The organism is Intestinibacillus sp. NTUH-41-i26 (genome assembly GCF_032769475.1).
Lineage (GTDB): Bacteria > Bacillota > Clostridia > Oscillospirales > Butyricicoccaceae > Agathobaculum > Agathobaculum ammoniilyticum.
Genome location: NZ_CP136477.1, coordinates 1,683,491 through 1,700,552, shown reverse-complemented (window position 1 = coordinate 1,700,552; position 17,062 = coordinate 1,683,491). Strand labels below are relative to the sequence as shown.

Genomic DNA, 17,062 nt, shown 5'->3' with positions numbered 1-17,062 from the left:
ATGTATGGGTTTTGTCCTGCTGGCTTTTATCACAACTTGTTTCCCTTGTTTACTGCTACACAAAATCTGAACTAAACGCAAAAGCTATCTATGAATGTTGCGGAAAGTTGTAGTAGATATCCCTTTTTCGTGCTGCGTGTAGCAATAAAAGACTACACCTGTCGGTGCGTTAAATCGGTCAACTTCACCTTTCTCAGTGCGGGGAGAATATGGTTATCCAAGGTCTGTCAACAGAGAAGTATAAAATAAACAGCGATATCCGACATTTTCGTCGTGGATACCGCTGTTTTATATCACAAAATATCTATAATTATTTTTTCGGTCGTATCGCCCCTTGCTCCTGCTCGATTTCATTCAGATGCTTCAGCAGGACATACTCGATATAGTTTGTCATAGAACGATGCTCATTGCTGGCCAATATCCCTATTTTATCAAATACTTCGTCAGAGAGCCGCAATGTAAAAACACGCTTGTTTGTTGCCATGATAACCTCCGACTGATGGAATAATTTTATTGTAGAGCAATAAGGGAAGTATTAATACGGTCTCTTGACAACTAAGTGATATCACTTTATATTATAAATATAAAGAAAAACATGATATACGGGTTATTTGATTTCCTGCTCTAAACCGCGAAATAACTCTGAGTGAAAGAAATCCTCCACAGTGATATTTAGCCCGTCGCAGATTTTTTTTATAGTAGAAATCGTGGTGCTGTTATTTCGACCGTTGACGATGTTGTTTACCGTAGATTGCGTTATACCACTCATGGTACATAGCCTATTGATCGAGATATCATAAGTTCTGCATAGCTCCAAAATTCGTAATTTTACCGCCTCACCGATATTCATGGGTAACACCTCAAAATGAGGATACCCATTTTTATTATTTAAGTTTAACTCTTTAGAGTTAATAAACTAAAAAGAGTTAAACTCATGTTGCACTTGAAAAAGAGGGATAAGATGGCAGTCTGTACTTTTATTGGGAATAAAAAGGTTTATGACCGAGGTCTCTATAAACGACTTGTGGAAACTATTATTGGATTAGCGCAGCAGGATGAAGAAGTAGAAATATTATTTGGTGCGCATATTTGGCCCAGCGATGCTTTTGATTCTTTCTATAATTTATCCCTCATAGCCGCGTTGGACGCGAAAACGCTTTTATCAAAAAAAAACAAGGATAAAAAAGTCATAATAACATGGCTTGTAACCCAGCCAGCATATGCGGACTTTATACAGCAATTGAAACAGGGTAAAACCGATATGCCAGCCTGCATGATTGATAAGGTTGCTATAATGCCTGCTCCACTTTCAAGTAAAAGGCAGGGAAGGGGCGGCGTAAAAGTCGATCCCCTTGATCGGTGGAGGATACAGCAATGCACGCATATCATAAGCTATCTATATCGTGATCTGTTTAGTAACAACGAGCTGTATGAGTATGCGCAGAAGTTGGGGGTGCCAGTGCTTGATATTACGACTGCGGCAACTGCAGAGATCATACAGGCAGGTTATTCAGCCTTAACGACGCAGGAGCGTACCATTCTTGAGGAACGGAAAGCAGGGCATTCATGGCGTCGGATTAGTGACCTGATCGGGAAATCTGTGTCGGGTGTACAGTGGACAGGGCAGCAGGCTTTGAAAAAAATTCGTGCCGAAGCAATAAAGAATACGCGGACGGCTGAAAAAAGCAGGGATGCTTCTGAGAAAGAGCCTGTATGCAGTATCTTTTTGCTTGAGCCAGCCAACTATGAACGGATGTGCCTGTTTAAGCATTGCGTGAGATTCCTGATAGATAAGTATGGTGTCAGTCAGTTTCGCATTATGGAAAATATCTGTGTTTCTGCTTATATGTATGTGCTGAAAGAATTTTTCGGAAGAACTGAGATTACAGTGGTTACCAACTACCCTGAAATGTCGGGGGAGGATTGGGAAAAAGTCAAAGCACAGTATATCCCGCCGTGTCATGCTGTGGAAAACATAATGACAGAAAAGAAAAGTATCTATCAGGAAGTGACGGGTATTCTGGAATATATGATACAGGATGCGGAATTTTACATTTGTGACCTGTCAGGGAATTCAGATGCAGACGGGTTTATCAAAGGCTGCATTGCCAATACATCAGCAGTAATGTTGTTTAATATTGGAGAAAGGTATCGGGAGGCATGAATTATAACGCTCTACAAAGGCTGATATTTCATACTCGTATGGGCTTGCAGGAGTTTTTATACAAATGCGGCTGGCGAAAACCTTTAGATATGGAATTGGAGGACTGCAGAGAAGTCGAAGCGCTGACAGATCAGCCTTTTTCAATCAATGAAGCGAAAGACGGCGATCTCCCTATATTAGATTCGCGTCGGACAGCGCTTTATTGTGGTAATGGCAAGCTCAGAGAATGTAATTTTATAAATGCAGTTATCAAACGAAAAAACATTATCAGGGCATACCGCTGGATGAAAGAACGGGGGTTTCACACATATATTGTTGATTACGCAACACCGTTTGGCTGGCTTGCCCTGGAAACCTTGGTTGATTTACGAGGAATGGGGGAACGGTTCGACCTGTATGTATACAGGGGATTGGTGCATCAGCGCCGAAAAAGTTACAGACTGATACCTGAAACGGGGATAGAACGGATTTTTACCATCGCAAAGGCAGATTATCGGTATGATTTGTACGGAAATGAATTTGTAAAAGTGATATTACCGCATGTTGGGGCAATATGTAATTGGCGTGGTATCAGGATAGCGCGTTGTTTTGCCGTATCCGAACCGCTCCAAAAGTCTTAGAAAGCGCACTGGTTTGCACCCATTTAGGGCGACAAGGAGAGAGAGACAGTTTGGTTCGAGCGTAATATCCTTGTGATAAAAGCGGCTGGTACCGGTATACGCATTGCGCGTTTCCTATAGCTTATGCTGCATTTTAGGTTTTCGGAGTTGATCATTGATGCGCCAAACACCAAATTTTAATAAAAGTCCGTGTCTTGCGCTGACGGCTTCTGGAAATAGAAATCGTGCAGATGGAAAAACTGCCCTGCATACGAAGTTTCGTGTACAGGGCAGTTTTTCATTTTCTCTTTGTCATACGGCAAATAAAAGGCAGGTAATTACTTTTTGCGTAGCACCATAATAATTTTTGTGATTAATTACGAAGGAATCTGATAGTATTCATCGTAGAATTTTACGCTTACGTTGATCCTACCGCAGTTTTTGTTGTGAGCCGGTATGTAGTGGTTTAAAGTTTTTTTAAGATGGGATAGGGACAGCGACCTCTGCTGCCGCTTCCATCTTAAAGCGGTCCATTGCAGCGCGGGCTTCCGGTACCATACCCTGATTAGAACCATTTTTTGTGTTAGTCATGATTGTTCTCTCCTTTTCGATTTCGTTTTTTTGTTTAGTGGGTTTTGCTGATAGTATCTTGTGCGGTAAAACGCATGATATGACTTGAAATTGCTGCTCTTCATGGAAAAAGCTGAGTGATTTGAACGAAAAAACGAAAAAAACAGTTTTAATGTGCGAATTATCCGTTTGTGTTTTGCCATGCCGTTCCTATGAATATGTGTGAAACGCGGCACTGGATACCGGTGTGGCGGCAAAATGCAGCAGGCTCGACGGCGTATCCATAGCAGCCGGTTAGGTCTGCAGTAATGGAAAAACGGGACAGAAAAAGATTGTCTGTTGGGGAGAATGTGTTTCCATCTATATATCGACGCCGCGGAATAAGGGGCTTTCGATTGCGAGGAGGTCGTCGATCGCAATAACAGTGCCATCCATCAATAGAATCTTTCTTTCATGCTCGTTAAACCTTTTGATTGTACCGGATACTGTGGCGTAAGCGCCGCCCTCTTTTTTTTCTGTCTGGGATGAAATAGGTGACGGCGATATGCGGATGCTGACCGGAACGCTCCCGCAGGAGCCGTAGCCGCCTATCGATCACGGCTTTTTCGTTTTCGTCCAGATCAATCTTCCGGTCGGTGAGCCGTGCTGTCTCCTTTAGCGTATCGCCATGCCCTGTCAGCGCGGCGAACGGGGCGAACTGCGCGGCACGGTCCAGCATCGGCATGGAGGGATGCTTTAAAGACCTGTGATGCGGCCGTTTGAGGATATCGTCATACCGGCGGATTTTGTCCGCCTGCCCATAACGGTTTACGCCTTTCACGCCCGATGCCCTCCGATCTGGCAGTTGCGCTCCCTCGCGGTAGCGGATTCCTGTAGGCTGGTGCCTTTCAGAATCGCGTTTTTGCCATGTTTGCTTTTGATGGATAACACAGCCTGCTGCATTTTCCTTTCCCGCGCTAACAGGGCGTCCTGCTGCCGGCGCTGCTGCGACAATACGTTATAATCGGTGAAAAGATCAAGCTGCTCGAAAGTCGGCTGGTGTATCGCCGCATCTTCTTCAAGCACATGGTTTGCGGACAGGTAGATCCGCCGTATGGTAAGCGTTTTGTTTACAATGCGGTCGTACAGTTCCAGAACGGCATTGGAGATAAGATGCGCGGAGAAGGTATGCCGGTCCAGGTTGGCGGTTCCGTGCGCATGCTTGGGGATTGTCCGTCCATAGCGGTCTGCGGTGACTGCACCGTGATACGCCCGACGCGTTTCAGGATGGGTCAGGTTTTCCCGATCATATCCGACGGTCAGGACGATCTGGTCGATGACGAGCCTGCGTCCGACCAGGTCGAGCGCGAGCAGATCTGCCATTTCCTGCACCACCAGCCTGGCCTGTGAAAAGCTGTAGGGGGATTTCAATACCTGCCCCGAAGAAATGCTTTTCGAGGAGGGGCGGTACCTTTTGATATCCGCGATGGTGCAGGGCTCCCAGCCCCATGCGTGGTCGATCAGCAGCTCCGCATTGATGCCGAACATCTGATAGAGCAGGTCTTCGTTATAATAATCATTCGGCTTGCCGAGGGAGCAGCGCGCGATATCGCCCATAGTGTATATCCCGTGCTGCGCCAGCTTTCTGGCGTAGCCCCGCCCCACACGCCAGAAATCGGTCAGAGGCTGATGCCGCCATAGCAGGCGACGGTAAGTGATTTCATTCAGGCGCGCAATGCGCACTCCCTTGCTGTCCGGCCGGATATGCTTTGCGACGATATCCATGGCGACCTTGGACAGATAAAGGTTGGTTCCGATTCCAGCGGTCACAGTAATACCGGTCGTCTGCAGCACATCGCGGGCGATCATCGACGCAAGCTCACGCGCGGAAAGCCCGTAATAGGGCAGGTAGTCTGTCGCGTCGATAAATACCTCGTCTATGGAATAAACATGGATATCTTCGGGTGCGATATATTTCAGATAGAGCTGGTAGATTCGGGCGCTCCATTCAATATAGTGCGCCATTTGAGGCGGCGCTGTGATAAACCCAACCGCCAGTGACGGGGAGGCCTTCAGTACGGTATCGTCGCAGGATTCACCGGCCAGGATATGGTTGGGCGCGTTTTGCCTCCGGTTGCGGTTGACCTCCCCGACCCGCTGCAGCACTTCAAACAGGCGCGCCCTGCCGGCGATCCCGTAAGCCTTGAGGGAGGGGGATACCGCAAGGCAGATCGTTTTTGCCGTCCGGCTGGCGTCCGCTACGACGAGATTGGTTGTCAGCGGGTCAAGGCCACGCTCCACACATTCGACCGCGGCGTAAAATGATTTCAAGTCGATCGCGATATAGGTGCGCTCTTGGGGGGTATCTGTCGACATATTCTCACCTCACAGGCAAAGGGGGATGGGGATAAAAAGGCGGCTGCGCTCCCAGCGCGCTAAAGCGGTGTGATCCGGACGCGGAAGGAGATGCTGCGCGGCGTTGGGATATCGTCGAACTGAACGGTGTAGGTGGAAGCTTCCCGATCGATGGCAAGGATGGCGCCGTCGCCAAAAATAGGATGCGAGATCCGCTGTCCCGCTGAAAAAGAAGGGCCGGCCGCCAAGGCGCTGAGCTGACGCTGGTGAAAGCGGATATGGTCCGAGGCTTCGGCCACAAGGCTTTCCGGAAGCTCGGCGGTATACTGTAGCAGCAGGCGGTCGATATCGAAAACGAAGCGGGAGGGGATGCGGGAGGAGCCATCTATGTTGCGGCCTGCATTGTCCGATAGGAACAGCCCGCCTTCCGCGCGGGTCATGGCGACAAAAGCGAGCCGCCGCTCCTCCTCCATGGCCGGCAGGGTTTTCGTTTTGACAGAGGGGAACACGCCCTCGCAAAGCGAACAGAGGAAAACATACGGGAATTCCAGCCCCTTTGCCGTATGGACGGTCATCATTTTAACGGCATTGCGCCGCTCCGATGTATCGCTGTTGGAAAAAAGCGCGACATGGGAAAGATAATCCTCCAAAGTACATTCTTCGCCGCAGGCGGCTTCATATTCATAGATGGACTGCTTCAGCTCCGCCAAATTATCCAGCCGGTCCTGATTGCCCTCCGTCCGCAGCATTTCCTCATAGCCGCTCCGGTTGAGCAGCATGCCGAGAACCTCGGAGACAGGCTTGCCGGCATATCTGGCCGCGGTTTCCTCAATCAACTGGATGAACGGGCGCGCTTTCGTGTTTCGGAACAGTTCGTCTTCCAAACAACGATGCAGCGCTTCGTACAGCGAGCAGCCGTTTTGTTCCGCATAGAGCTTCAGGAAGCGCATCCGCTTTTCACCGAGGTTTCGTTTGGGGGTATTGACAATACGCTGGAAAGAAAGGTCGTCCCGATAGGCCGTCATGCGGAGGTAAGAGAGTGCGTCCTTGATCTCTTTCCGGTCAAAAAACTGCGCGCCGCTGTATATAACATAGGGAAGCTTGCGCCTGCGAAAGACTTCTTCCAAGGTTCGCGTTACATAATGCGCACGGTAAAGGATTGTAATATCCTGATAAGGGACGCCCTGCTGCTCCAGCTCCGCGATTTTTGCGGCGATCCATTCCGCCTCCTGCTCCGCGGATTCCGCATGGTGAAAAAACACCGGACCGCTATCCGGCAAAGTCGAGAGGAGTTCCTTTTTGATGCGGTGGACATTTTTGGAGATCAGGGAATTGGCTGCCCGCAGGATTTGCGGGGAGGAACGGTAGTTCTGCATCATCATGATGGTTTTGCAGTTCGGAAACGCTTTGTCAAAATCCAGCAGGTATTTTACATTGGCGCCGCGCCAGGTATAGATCGTCTGATCGGGGTCCCCGACGATGAACAGGTTCCTGTGATAGCCGCAGAGTACGCACATCAGCTTATACTGCAGCTCGTCGATATCCTGGAATTCATCGATCATTATATATTCCAAGCGCCTTTGCCATTTCAGACGGATGCCGGCGTCCTGCTCAAAAAGATACAGCGTAAATTTGATCAGATCGTTATAATCTAGGCCAAAGCACTTTTTTTCCTGATACAGATAGCCGTAAAAAATGATATCCTCCACAGCGGCGGCAGAGAGATATTTCTCGCGCAGCCCCTCCAGCGGCATGGCCAGCATATCCTGGTAATAGTCCGGCTCCTGAAACAGCTTGCGTATTTCGATCATATCCCGCGCCCTGCTGAACGTCATATGGCGCAGGGTGAGGTTTCGTTCCTCATAAACGGTTTGCAGCATGGTGTCGATATCCGAATTATCCAGCACGAGGAAGCGCTTGGGATACTGCACGGCATGGCTGTCCTCCTGCAAAACGGATACGCAAAAGCTGTGAAAGGTGCAGATATAGCCTGCGTCGCTATCTCCGGTAAGCTGGCGGATTCGCTGACGCATTTCACCCGCTGATTTATTCGTAAAGGTAACGCACAGAATATTGCCGGGCAGGATGCCAGCTTCGTTTACCAGATAGGCAAACCGGTGCGCGAGCGCGCGCGTCTTTCCGGAGCCGGCGCCCGCAACGACGCGGATCAGGCCCTCGGTCGTTGTGACCGCCTCACGCTGCGCGGCGTTTAAGTTTTTCAGGACATCCTGCATAGCGACCCCACCTTTTTTCTGTTGCGTGTGCGGGCGTCCGGCGGCTTCCGCACCCGCTGTTTACAGTATAGCATAAAGATTTGAGATATGCAAACATTTGTTCGTGTTTTTGACCGATGATCGCGTGGCCCGCTTTGCGAGAGGATTCGGCTTGTCCGAACACCGTGTTTTTGCTATAATAATTTTATAATACAACGAATTACAGCAAATGAGGAAATTATGAAACGAATTGTCGTCGGAATTCTGGCACATGTGGATGCCGGTAAAACCACGCTGGCCGAAGCGATGTTGTACCGGGCGGGTGTGCTGCGCAGGCTTGGCAGAGTGGACCACAGGGATGCTTTTCTCGATACGGCCGCGCTGGAACGGGAGCGCGGTATCACGATTTTTTCCAAGCAGGCGGTTTTTGATCTGGCGGGAACCTCTGTCACCCTGCTGGATACGCCGGGACATGTGGATTTCTCTGCGGAGATGGAGCGCACGCTTCAGGTGCTCGACTATGCGGTTCTGGTGATCAGCGGTACGGACGGCGTACAGGCGCACACCCATACGCTTTGGCGACTGCTTGCGCGGCATCAGATCCCTGTAGTGGTTTTTGTCAACAAGATGGACCTCGCTAGTACGGAGCGGGCGGGACTGCTCGCCGAACTGAAAAAGCAGCTGGGGGAGGGCTGCGTTGATTTCAACGGAAACGCCGCGCGGCAGGCGTTTGAAGAAAACTTGGCGGTATGCGATGAAACGCTGCTGGAGCGGTATCTGGACGGACAGGCCGTGCGGGATAAGGATATTGCCGCACTGATTCGGACAAGAACGGTTTTCCCATGCTATTTCGGCTCCGCACTGCATCTACAGGGTGTGGAGGACCTGCTGGACGGATTGGACCGCTATACGGACATGCCGGCGGATGGCGCGGCTTTTGGAGCGAGGGTGTTCAAAGTCGCGCGGGATGAGCAGGGAAACCGGCTGACCTATCTCAAGCTGACCGGCGGTACGCTGCGTGTGCGCGAGGTGGTCAGCGGCAGCGAGGACGGCGGCTGGCAGGAAAAAGTCAACCAGCTTCGGATCTATTCCGGCATGAAGTACCGGACGGTGGAAACAGCGGAATGCGGTATGGTTTGCGCGGCGACAGGGCTGACGCATACCATGCCGGGCATGGGGCTGGGGAGCGTGGCGGGCGCGCTATCACCGGCGCTGGAACCAGTGCTGACCTATCGGATGCGGCTGCCGGATGGCTGCGACCCGCATGCGATGCTGCAAAACATGCGGCTGCTGGAGGAGGAAGACCCGCAGCTTCGGGTATCGTGGAATGAAGCGTCTGCGGAGATCCACCTGCAGCTTATGGGCGAGGTTCAACTGGAAATACTGGCACGGCTGATTGAGGAACGCTTTGGGGCGGCCGTGCAGTTTGACACGGGCAGGATTGTTTATAAAGAGACGATCGCTTCGCCGGCTGTTGGTATCGGTCATTTTGAGCCGCTGCGCCACTATGCGGAGGTGCATTTGCTGCTCGAGCCGGGCGAGCGGGGCAGCGGCCTTGTGTTTGCTTCCGCCTGCCCGACCGATGTGTTGGACCTGAACTGGCAGCGGCTCATCCTGACCCATCTGGGAGAGAAGACGCATATCGGTGTGTTGACCGGCGCGCCGGTCACGGATATGAAGATCACACTGCTCACCGGTCGGGCGCACGTTAAGCATACCGAGGGCGGAGATTTTAGGGAAGCGACCTACCGCGCGGTGCGGCAGGGCTTGATGCAGGCGGACAGCATTCTTTTGGAGCCGTATTATGCTTTTCGACTTGAGGTGCCGGAAAGCTGTGTCGGGCGGGCGATGAGCGATATTCAGCGGTTGGATGGTTCGTTTGAGATACCGGAAAGCAAAGACGGCCGCGCGGTACTGACCGGAAAGGCGCCAGTGTCCACCCTGCGCGATTACTGGACTGAGGTTGCGGCGTATACGCGCGGTGAGGGGCGGCTTTCCTGCGAGCTGTCCGGCTACGAGCCGTGCCATAATGCGGCGGAAGTGATCGCGGCGGCGGCATACGACGCCGCGCATGACGTGGAAAACACACCGGATTCGGTTTTTTGCTCGCATGGCGCGGGGCATGTCGTCAAATGGGACGAAGTACCCGCGCAGGCGCATCTGGACAGCGGCCTCCGGCTGGGCGGCGGAAAAGAACAGACGGATACGCCGCCGGCACGGCAGACACGCTCCCGAGCAGGTTCGGGCCTGGAGGAGGACGCGGAGCTTCGCGCGTTGTTTGAACGCACCTATGGCCCGATCAAGGACCGGGGGTTCGAGGCGTTCCAGCAAAGCCGCAGGAAAAGCGCTACGCTCGAGCAGCTGTATGTGACCCGCATCCGCGCGGAGGATTACCTGCTGGTGGACGGCTACAACATCATATTCTCCTGGGACGAGCTGCACGACATCGCGGCGGGGGACATCAACGCCGCGCGGGAAGCGCTGCTCAACCTGCTCAGCGATTATCAAAGCGTGCGCAAGTGCCATTTGATCGTGGTGTTTGACGCGTATAAGGTTAAGGGCGGCGTCGGCTCGGTCGAGAAGCTACATGGCCTGGATGTCGTTTACACCAAGGAGGCGGAGACTGCGGATATGTATATTGAGCAGGCATCCTATGACTTGTCCCGCAAGCATCGGGTTCGGGTCGCGACCTCGGACGGTATGGAGCAGATGATTATTCTGGGGCATGGGGCGGAACGCATGTCTGCGACCGAGCTGAAATGGGAAGTGCAGCAGGCAAGCGAACATATTCAAAGCGTTTTGCGGGAGATGAAAAACCGGTGAACGGGTAGCTCTGCGCTTTACTGCTTGAATTCATAGTAATTCTGTGGCATAATAGTGGAAAGAGGGGAATGCCATATGAAGATTTCTACAAAAGGCAGGTATGCGCTGCGCCTGATGATCGACCTTGCGCAGCATGACGCAGGGGGCTTTATCCCGCTACGGGATATTTCCAGGCGCCAGGAGATATCGGCAAAATATCTGGAGCAGATTGTTGTGCAGCTTTCGCGGGCGGGCTTTGTCCGGTCGATCCGCGGTGCGCAGGGTGGGTACCAGCTTTCCCGACCGCCGGCGGAATATACGGTCGGCGATATCCTGCGTATCACGGAGGGGTCGCTCGCTCCGGTCGCGTGTTTGGAGAGCGAGCCGGTCGAATGTTCGCGCGCGGGCGACTGTATCACATTGGATTTTTGGCGCGGCTTATTTGATACGATCAATCAGTATGTCGATTCCGTGACGCTCGAGGATTTGATCCACAGGGGACAGTCGCTGGATTTTTCCATTTGAAAAGCCGCAGGCTTAGGCCTGCGGCTTTTATTTGCTTACGCGCGGTGCAAAAGCTTTTTTACGCCGAGAAGCAGCTCCTTGCAGTTGAGCAGGAATACGAAACCGAACAGAAGCAGCTGCCAGACGATCCAGAGCGGCGGCTCCGTGAGCATGAGCGCGGTCTGGACGGCGAGCAGGAGTACGGTGCCTCCCAGACGCCTGACATTCCAGTGGATCGGCATGAACCGGCGGCTGTCAATCGCACGATAGAGGAACAGGCCGATATAGCTGACCATGGACGCGGTGGCGGCGCCCATGCCGCCGTACCGCGGGATCAGCAGCACGTTGAGCAGAATATTAACGACCGCGGAAAACGCGGTGGAAAGGAAAGAGGGGACCGTGCGTTTTTCCAAAAGATAGACGCTTTTCTGGAAGCTGGAAAGACAGTTGAACCCCGCGCCGACCGCCAGCAGGGGAATAAACATCCAGCCTATAAAGTAGCTGGGAACAGCGAGGATCATCATAGCCAGCTTGGCGCACATGATGCCGCCCGAAGCGATAATGAAAACGATTGAACTGTAGGTGTTTCCAACGTTGGAAAAGAAGCGGATCTGCTCCTGACGGGAATTGTCATTGACCATGGAGAGCTGCCAAGCGTCGACAAATATGGACGCTACCAGCGCGATCAGCGTGGGGACGCGGTAGGCGACCGAGTAGATGCCGCTGACCGCGGTGCTCTGCATGCTGGCCAGAAAGGTCTGCCCGAAAAAGCCGACAATATAAACAAAAATCGCATCGGGTACAAGGGGCAGGGAATAGGCGAGCATGCCCCGCCAGAGGTGGAAATTGATCTGCAGCGGCTTGATATATTTCCACAGTCCGGCAATCAGGAACAGGCAGACCGTGGAGAGAGCGTCCGCGCAGATAATGGAAAATACATAGCCGAATATGTTCCACTCAAATACCTTCAGGTAGAGGATGTTGAGCAGAATGGTCATCAGCGTGCGGAAGATGCCGTCGACCGCATAGAGGCGGACAAAGCCGAGCGCGCGGATGAACTGGCTGCATACATTCTGCGTGCAGGAGGTCAGCACATACAGGTAAATCAGCCATTGGTAATCCAACAGGGAACCGCTTGTGCCGAAAGAGGTTTTATAATGAATCAGGCTGAGCGCGGGGTGGAACGGCAGGGAGATCAGGAAGCCGCAGAGTAAGGTAAGCAGCCCGATGGTAAACACCTCGGGCTTGCTCTGCCTGCGTTCCAGCCCATAGCGGATGACCGCCTGCCCGATGGACAGGGACACGACCGGATAAAGGATGCTTGTGGTTTTGACGATCAGGTCCGCCACGCCCATTTCGTCCTGCGTGAGGATACCCGTGTAAAAACGGAGCATCAGAATCACAAGGATTTTGGAACTGAATGTGCCGACCGCAAAAATAAACGTGTTGCTTAAAAGGCGCTTATACTGATTCATTGGACACCCTTTCTCAGACGAGCGGCATGGATACGGTCAAAAAGACGGTCGACAAGCCACACGGCAAGCAGGCCGCAAAGGATACCGATCAACAGGCCGGCGAGTACATCGGTCGGATAGTGTACACAGGCGTAAAGACGGGAAAAACCGATCAGCGCAGCGACCACATAAGCGGCAGCGCCGGCTTTTCGGTGAAAAAAGCAGAGCGCTGTTGCGGCGGCAAACGAGGACAGCGTGTGGCCGGAGGGGAACGACCACTGATCGCCCGGGTCGAGCAGCGCGGTCAGTTCCGGATGCGTGACAAAGGGACGCGGCCGCATGACCCATTCCTTCAGAAAAACATTGCCCACCAGCAGGCCGATCAACAGGGCCGCGAGCATCGCGGCCCCCGCGCGTCGGGTCTTCCTAAAAAAGAGCAGGATGACCGCCAGCGCAATCCACAGTGCGCCGCCGTTGCCCAGGGTGGAGAATACGGTCCAGACTGCGTCGGACACACCGCCGCGCCAATGCTGGAAAAGCTGCAGCAGGATTTCATAATCAAACGTATGGACAATATCCCAGAAAACTTCCACAGCGGAACTCCTCTCAGTGGAATTTGCGGCGGAGGGGCGAACACGTGGGTGCTCCCTTCGCCAGATGCAGGTTTTTTGAAAATCGTATTTGCTATACCAGTAACTATACCAGATAAAGCGCTGCTTAGCAAGATTTATCAAAATGTAGCGAATGGCACAAAGAAAAATCTGAAAAAGCACTTGACAAAGCCGCAGGGCAGAGAGTAATATAGTCACATAATGAAAAAAGTGATGAACGGGTAAAGTAACCGCGTCCCTGTCCGCAGAGAGCTGCCGGCCGGTGTAAGGCAGCGTCAGAAAACGGTGAAACTCGCCCGGGAGCTGTCCGCTGAAAGCCTTTGGCCGGTAGGCTGGAACGGAGGCCCTCCGTTACAGGGGCGGCGTATTGTTAGATGCGCGCTGAGTGGTCGCAGGAATGCGGCAACAAGAGTGGTACCGCGGAGCTTTCGCTTCGTCTCTTAATTTTGGATTAAGGGACGAAGTTTTTTTTGTCCCTGTACACCCTGAAACAAGAAAGTGAGGACAAGAAAATGGGCAGAACAATTCGAATATTTGACACAACACTGCGCGACGGTGAGCAGTCCCCCGGCTGTAGCATGAACCTGAACGAAAAGATCGAGGTAGCCAAGCAGCTCGAAATGCTCAAGGTCGATATCATAGAGGCCGGCTTTGCCGCCGCCTCCCCGGCGACGCGGCCGCGATCGCGGCGATCGCAGATATCGTTCGCGGCTCAACGATCTGTTCGCTGGCACGCTGCAACGAAAAGGACATCGATGCGGCGTGGAATTCCATCCGCCGCGCAGAGAACGCCCGCATCCATACGTTTTTGGCCACCTCTCCGGTGCATATGCAGTATAAGCTTAAAATGACGCCGGACGAAGTGGTGGAATCGGTTGCGCACAATGTTGCCTATGCGAAAAAATACTGCGACGATATCGAGTTCTCCGCAGAGGACGCCTGCCGCTCGGATCTGGATTTCCTGTGCCGCGTGTTTGAAACCGCAATCAAGGCAGGAGCGACCACGATTAATATTCCGGATACGGTCGGATATATGATTCCAGAGGAGTATGCGGCGCGGATCCGCTACCTGCGCGAGCATACGCCGGGCATTGAAAATATTGTACTCTCCTGCCACATGCACAACGATCTGGGTATGGCGGTCGCAAATTCGCTGGCCGGCGTGGAAGCGGGCATCGACCAGATCGAATGCACAATCAACGGCATTGGAGAGCGCGCGGGCAACGCTTCCATGGAGGAATGCGTTATGGCGCTCAAAACGCGCGCGGATATTTTCGGCATCGCCTGCAGCATTGATACGACGCAGATCTACCGCGCCAGTCGCATGATCCAGACCATCACGGGCGTTTCCGTGGCGCCGACCAAGCCGATCGTCGGTGCGAACGCGTTTGCGCACGAGGCAGGTATCCATCAGCACGGTGTGATGGAAAACAAGGAGACTTACGAAATTATGACGCCGGAGTCGGTCGGCATCCCGAAGAACGCAATCGTGCTGGGCAAGCATTCCGGCCGCCATGCGTTCGAGGAGCGGCTGCGTGAGCTGGGCTATACGCTGGATCAGGAAAAGCTCAACAAGACGTTTGAAAAGTTCAAAGCTCTGGCGGACAAGAAAAAGGTCATCAAGGACCGCGACCTGGAAGCGCTGGTCGGCGCGGTGCCGGTTTCCGGTGAGGAGCGTTACACGCTGGACCGCTTTGTCATCAACTCGGGCAACACCATCACTTCGACCGCGGTCATCCGCGTCAAGAAGGGCGACGAAACCTTCGAACGCGCGGCCGTGTCGGACGGCCCGATCAACGCGGCGTTCCGCGCAATCAATAAGATCGTTGACAAGGATGTGGAGCTGGAGGATTACTCGCTGCGCTCCATGACCGATGGTGAGGACGCGCAGGCGGAAGCGATCGCCAAGATCAGCGTTGACGGGGGAGAGATCGTTACCGGCCGCGGCGTTTCGACCGACGTGATCGAGGCATCTATCAAGGCCTACATCAATGGCATCAATAAGTACTTTATCGATTAAAACAGGGGGGAAGCACTGTTATGGGCATGACGATGACACAGAAAATACTCGCAAAGCATGCGGGGCTGGAAAGCGTGGGAGCCGGGCAGTTGATCGAGGCGAACGTTGACCTGACGCTTGCCAACGATATCACCGGTCCGGTCGCGATCCGTGAAATGGAGAAAGCCGGCTTTGACAAGGTGTTTGACCGCACCAGGATCGCGCTGGTGATGGACCACTTCGTGCCGAATAAGGATATCAAGTCCGCGGAGCAATGCCTGGAATGCCGAGAGTTTGCCAAAAAACATCAGATTGTCAACTTCTATGACGTGGGCGCGATGGGCATTGAGCATGCGCTGTTGCCGGAAAAAGGGCTCACCGCCCCGGGCGAGCTGATTATCGGCGCGGACAGCCACACCTGCACTTATGGCGCGCTGGGCGCGTTCTCGACCGGCGTGGGTTCGACCGACCTTGCCGCCGGCATGGCGACGGGCAAGGCTTGGTTCAAGGTGCCGGGCGCGATCCGGTTTGTACTCAAGGGCAAGCTTAGCCCGTGGGTGTCCGGCAAGGACGTGATCCTGCACATCATCGGCCAGATCGGCGTGGATGGCGCGCTGTATCAGTCCATGGAGTTCGTGGGCGAGGGCGTGGCCTCCTTATCCATGGACGACCGCTTCACCATCTGCAATATGGCGATCGAGGCGGGTGCGAAGAACGGAATCTTCCCCGTGGATGAAAAGACCATGGCGTACATCCAGGGGCGCGTGGACCGTGAGGTCACGGTGTTCGAGGCTGATCCGGACGCGGTATATGAGAGGGAGATCGAGATCGACCTGTCTGCCCTCAAGCCCACGGTCGCGTGTCCGCACCTGCCCGAGAACACCAAGACCATCAACGAACTGGGTCATATCGAGGTGCAGCAGTCGGTCATCGGCTCGTGTACCAACGGCCGCATCGACGATATGCGCGCCGCAGCAGCCATTCTCAAGGGCCGCAAGGTGCATCCGAGCGTGCGTACCATCGTCATCCCTGCCACACAGGAGGTTTATCTCCAGTGCATCGAGGAGGGGCTGACCAAAATCTTCATCCAGGCGGGCGCAATCGTTTCCACCCCGACCTGCGGCCCATGCTTGGGCGGCCATATGGGCATCCTGGCGCACGGCGAACGGTCGGTTTCGACCACCAACCGCAATTTCGTCGGCCGCATGGGACATATCACTTCGGAGATCTATCTGGCAAGTCCGGCCGTTGCGGCGGCGAGTGCGGTCGCAGGCTATATTTGCGCGCCCGACGAACTGAAGTAAGGGAGGAAACAATACCATGAATGCAAAAGGCAGAGTTTTCAAATATGGGGATAACGTCGATACCGACGTCATCATCCCCGCGCGCTACCTGAACATCGCGGACGCCAAGGAGCTGGCAACTCACGCGATGGAGGATATCGACGCGGATTTCGTCAAAAAGATGCAGCCGGGTGATATCGTCGTGGCAACGCGCAACTTCGGCTGCGGCTCTTCGCGTGAGCATGCGCCTCTTGTCCTCAAGGAAAACGGCGTGTCCTGCGTGATCGCGGCCTCGTTCGCGCGCATTTTCTACCGCAACGCCATCAACATCGGCCTTCCCATCCTCGAGTGTGAGGCGGCGGCGAACGGCATCGATGCGGGCGACACGGTTTCGGTCGATTTCGACACCGGTGTGATTACCAATGAAACCAAGGGCGAGACCTATCAGGCGGCGGCTTTCCCGCCGTTCATCCAGAGCATCATCCAGGCGGGCGGCCTTTTGAAGTCGCTCAAAGAGAGAGGGGAGTAA

General features: G+C 53.5%; 15 protein-coding genes, 1 pseudogene and 1 other annotated feature. Of the genes and pseudogenes, 7 read left to right on the top strand and 9 right to left on the bottom strand.

Annotated features, from left to right (window positions below; genetic code table 11):
- Nucleotides 1-152: 152 nt before the first annotated feature.
- The 3 genes from RX717_RS16020 to RX717_RS08690 form a co-directional block, all read right to left on the bottom strand.
- The gene (locus RX717_RS16020; RefSeq protein ID WP_407923283.1) at nt 153-221 is read right to left on the bottom strand and encodes a hypothetical protein; all 69 of its coding nucleotides are present in this window, start codon (nt 219-221) and stop codon (nt 153-155) included.
- Between the two features lie 89 nt (nt 222-310).
- Nucleotides 311-484, bottom strand: coding sequence for a hypothetical protein (locus RX717_RS08695; protein WP_199855203.1), 174 nt, complete (start codon nt 482-484; stop codon nt 311-313).
- Between the two features lie 123 nt (nt 485-607).
- A complete protein-coding gene (locus tag RX717_RS08690) occupies nt 608-769 on the bottom strand; it encodes a helix-turn-helix transcriptional regulator (RefSeq protein WP_242977985.1) in 162 nt (53 codons plus the stop codon).
- A gap of 192 nt (nt 770-961) precedes the next feature.
- Here RX717_RS08690 and RX717_RS08685 point away from each other — a divergent pair, with 192 nt between their 5' ends.
- Both RX717_RS08685 and RX717_RS08680 read left to right on the top strand, forming a co-directional pair.
- Nucleotides 962-2,164, top strand: a complete 1,203-nt coding sequence (locus RX717_RS08685; RefSeq protein WP_159068221.1) for a hypothetical protein — start codon at nt 962-964, stop codon at nt 2,162-2,164.
- Entirely contained in the window at nt 2,161-2,784 is a 624-nt protein-coding gene (locus RX717_RS08680) for a hypothetical protein (protein WP_107632097.1), read from the top strand. Before RX717_RS08685 ends, RX717_RS08680 begins: the two co-directional genes overlap by 4 nt.
- A gap of 456 nt (nt 2,785-3,240) precedes the next feature.
- On the opposite strand, the gene RX717_RS08675 is transcribed toward RX717_RS08680, so the two are convergent.
- From RX717_RS08675 to RX717_RS08660, 4 genes are all read right to left on the bottom strand, one after another.
- A complete protein-coding gene (locus tag RX717_RS08675; protein ID WP_107632098.1) occupies nt 3,241-3,354 on the bottom strand; it encodes a small, acid-soluble spore protein, alpha/beta type in 114 nt (37 codons plus the stop codon).
- 439 nt (nt 3,355-3,793) lie between these two features.
- A complete protein-coding gene (locus RX717_RS08670; RefSeq protein WP_316960206.1) occupies nt 3,794-4,153 on the bottom strand; it encodes a hypothetical protein in 360 nt (119 codons plus the stop codon).
- On the bottom strand, nt 4,150-5,688 hold the full coding sequence (locus tag RX717_RS08665; RefSeq protein WP_107630400.1) for a Y-family DNA polymerase: 1,539 nt from the start codon (nt 5,686-5,688) through the stop codon (nt 4,150-4,152). Before RX717_RS08665 ends, RX717_RS08670 begins: the two co-directional genes overlap by 4 nt.
- A gap of 59 nt (nt 5,689-5,747) precedes the next feature.
- Nucleotides 5,748-7,901, bottom strand: coding sequence for an ATP-dependent helicase (locus RX717_RS08660; protein WP_316960205.1), 2,154 nt, complete (start codon nt 7,899-7,901; stop codon nt 5,748-5,750).
- Between the two features lie 219 nt (nt 7,902-8,120).
- On the opposite strand from RX717_RS08660, the gene RX717_RS08655 reads away from it, so the two are divergent.
- Together RX717_RS08655 and RX717_RS08650 are read left to right on the top strand one after the other, a co-directional pair.
- Nucleotides 8,121-10,703: a translation factor GTPase family protein gene (locus RX717_RS08655; protein WP_107630402.1), complete on the top strand. Its 2,583-nt coding sequence runs from the start codon at nt 8,121-8,123 to the stop codon at nt 10,701-10,703.
- Nucleotides 10,704-10,778: 75 nt separating this feature from the next.
- Complete coding sequence (locus RX717_RS08650) at nt 10,779-11,207, top strand: RrF2 family transcriptional regulator (protein ID WP_107630403.1); 429 nt, start codon at nt 10,779-10,781, stop codon at nt 11,205-11,207.
- Between the two features lie 35 nt (nt 11,208-11,242).
- On the opposite strand, the gene RX717_RS08645 is transcribed toward RX717_RS08650, so the two are convergent.
- Entirely contained in the window at nt 11,243-12,661 is a 1,419-nt protein-coding gene (locus RX717_RS08645; RefSeq protein ID WP_107630404.1) for a lipopolysaccharide biosynthesis protein, read from the bottom strand.
- Nucleotides 12,658-13,233, bottom strand: a complete 576-nt coding sequence (locus RX717_RS08640) for a phosphatase PAP2 family protein (protein ID WP_159068003.1) — start codon at nt 13,231-13,233, stop codon at nt 12,658-12,660. Before RX717_RS08640 ends, RX717_RS08645 begins: the two co-directional genes overlap by 4 nt.
- Before the next feature lie 222 nt (nt 13,234-13,455).
- Nucleotides 13,456-13,695, top strand: a binding site (T-box leader).
- A gap of 68 nt (nt 13,696-13,763) precedes the next feature.
- On the opposite strand from RX717_RS08640, the pseudogene RX717_RS08635 reads away from it, so the two are divergent.
- The 3 genes and pseudogenes from RX717_RS08635 (at nt 13,764) to leuD (ending at nt 17,062) form a co-directional block, all read left to right on the top strand.
- Nucleotides 13,764-15,271: pseudogene (locus RX717_RS08635) on the top strand (2-isopropylmalate synthase).
- Nucleotides 15,272-15,291: 20 nt separating this feature from the next.
- Nucleotides 15,292-16,554: a 3-isopropylmalate dehydratase large subunit gene (leuC, locus tag RX717_RS08630; RefSeq protein WP_107630406.1), complete on the top strand. Its 1,263-nt coding sequence runs from the start codon at nt 15,292-15,294 to the stop codon at nt 16,552-16,554.
- Nucleotides 16,555-16,570: 16 nt separating this feature from the next.
- Nucleotides 16,571-17,062, top strand: a complete 492-nt coding sequence (gene leuD / locus RX717_RS08625; protein ID WP_054325843.1) for a 3-isopropylmalate dehydratase small subunit — start codon at nt 16,571-16,573, stop codon at nt 17,060-17,062.

What these genes read in the sequence shown, in the direction of transcription:
- RX717_RS08685 (WP_159068221.1), top strand. Translation starts at nt 962, where the DNA reads ATGGCAGTCTGTACTTTTATTGGGAATAAAAAGGTTTATGACCGAGGT.
- RX717_RS08660 (WP_316960205.1), bottom strand. Translation starts at nt 7,901, where the DNA reads ATGCAGGATGTCCTGAAAAACTTAAACGCCGCGCAGCGTGAGGCGGTC.
- RX717_RS08690 (WP_242977985.1), bottom strand. Translation starts at nt 769, where the DNA reads ATGAGTGGTATAACGCAATCTACGGTAAACAACATCGTCAACGGTCGA.
- RX717_RS08650 (WP_107630403.1), top strand. Translation starts at nt 10,779, where the DNA reads ATGAAGATTTCTACAAAAGGCAGGTATGCGCTGCGCCTGATGATCGAC.
- leuD (WP_054325843.1), top strand. Translation starts at nt 16,571, where the DNA reads ATGAATGCAAAAGGCAGAGTTTTCAAATATGGGGATAACGTCGATACC.
- RX717_RS08675 (WP_107632098.1), bottom strand. Translation starts at nt 3,354, where the DNA reads ATGACTAACACAAAAAATGGTTCTAATCAGGGTATGGTACCGGAAGCC.
- RX717_RS08680 (WP_107632097.1), top strand. Translation starts at nt 2,161, where the DNA reads ATGAATTATAACGCTCTACAAAGGCTGATATTTCATACTCGTATGGGC.
- RX717_RS08645 (WP_107630404.1), bottom strand. Translation starts at nt 12,661, where the DNA reads ATGAATCAGTATAAGCGCCTTTTAAGCAACACGTTTATTTTTGCGGTC.
- RX717_RS08695 (WP_199855203.1), bottom strand. Translation starts at nt 484, where the DNA reads ATGGCAACAAACAAGCGTGTTTTTACATTGCGGCTCTCTGACGAAGTA.
- RX717_RS08655 (WP_107630402.1), top strand. Translation starts at nt 8,121, where the DNA reads ATGAAACGAATTGTCGTCGGAATTCTGGCACATGTGGATGCCGGTAAA.
- RX717_RS08665 (WP_107630400.1), bottom strand. Translation starts at nt 5,688, where the DNA reads ATGTCGACAGATACCCCCCAAGAGCGCACCTATATCGCGATCGACTTG.
- leuC (WP_107630406.1), top strand. Translation starts at nt 15,292, where the DNA reads ATGGGCATGACGATGACACAGAAAATACTCGCAAAGCATGCGGGGCTG.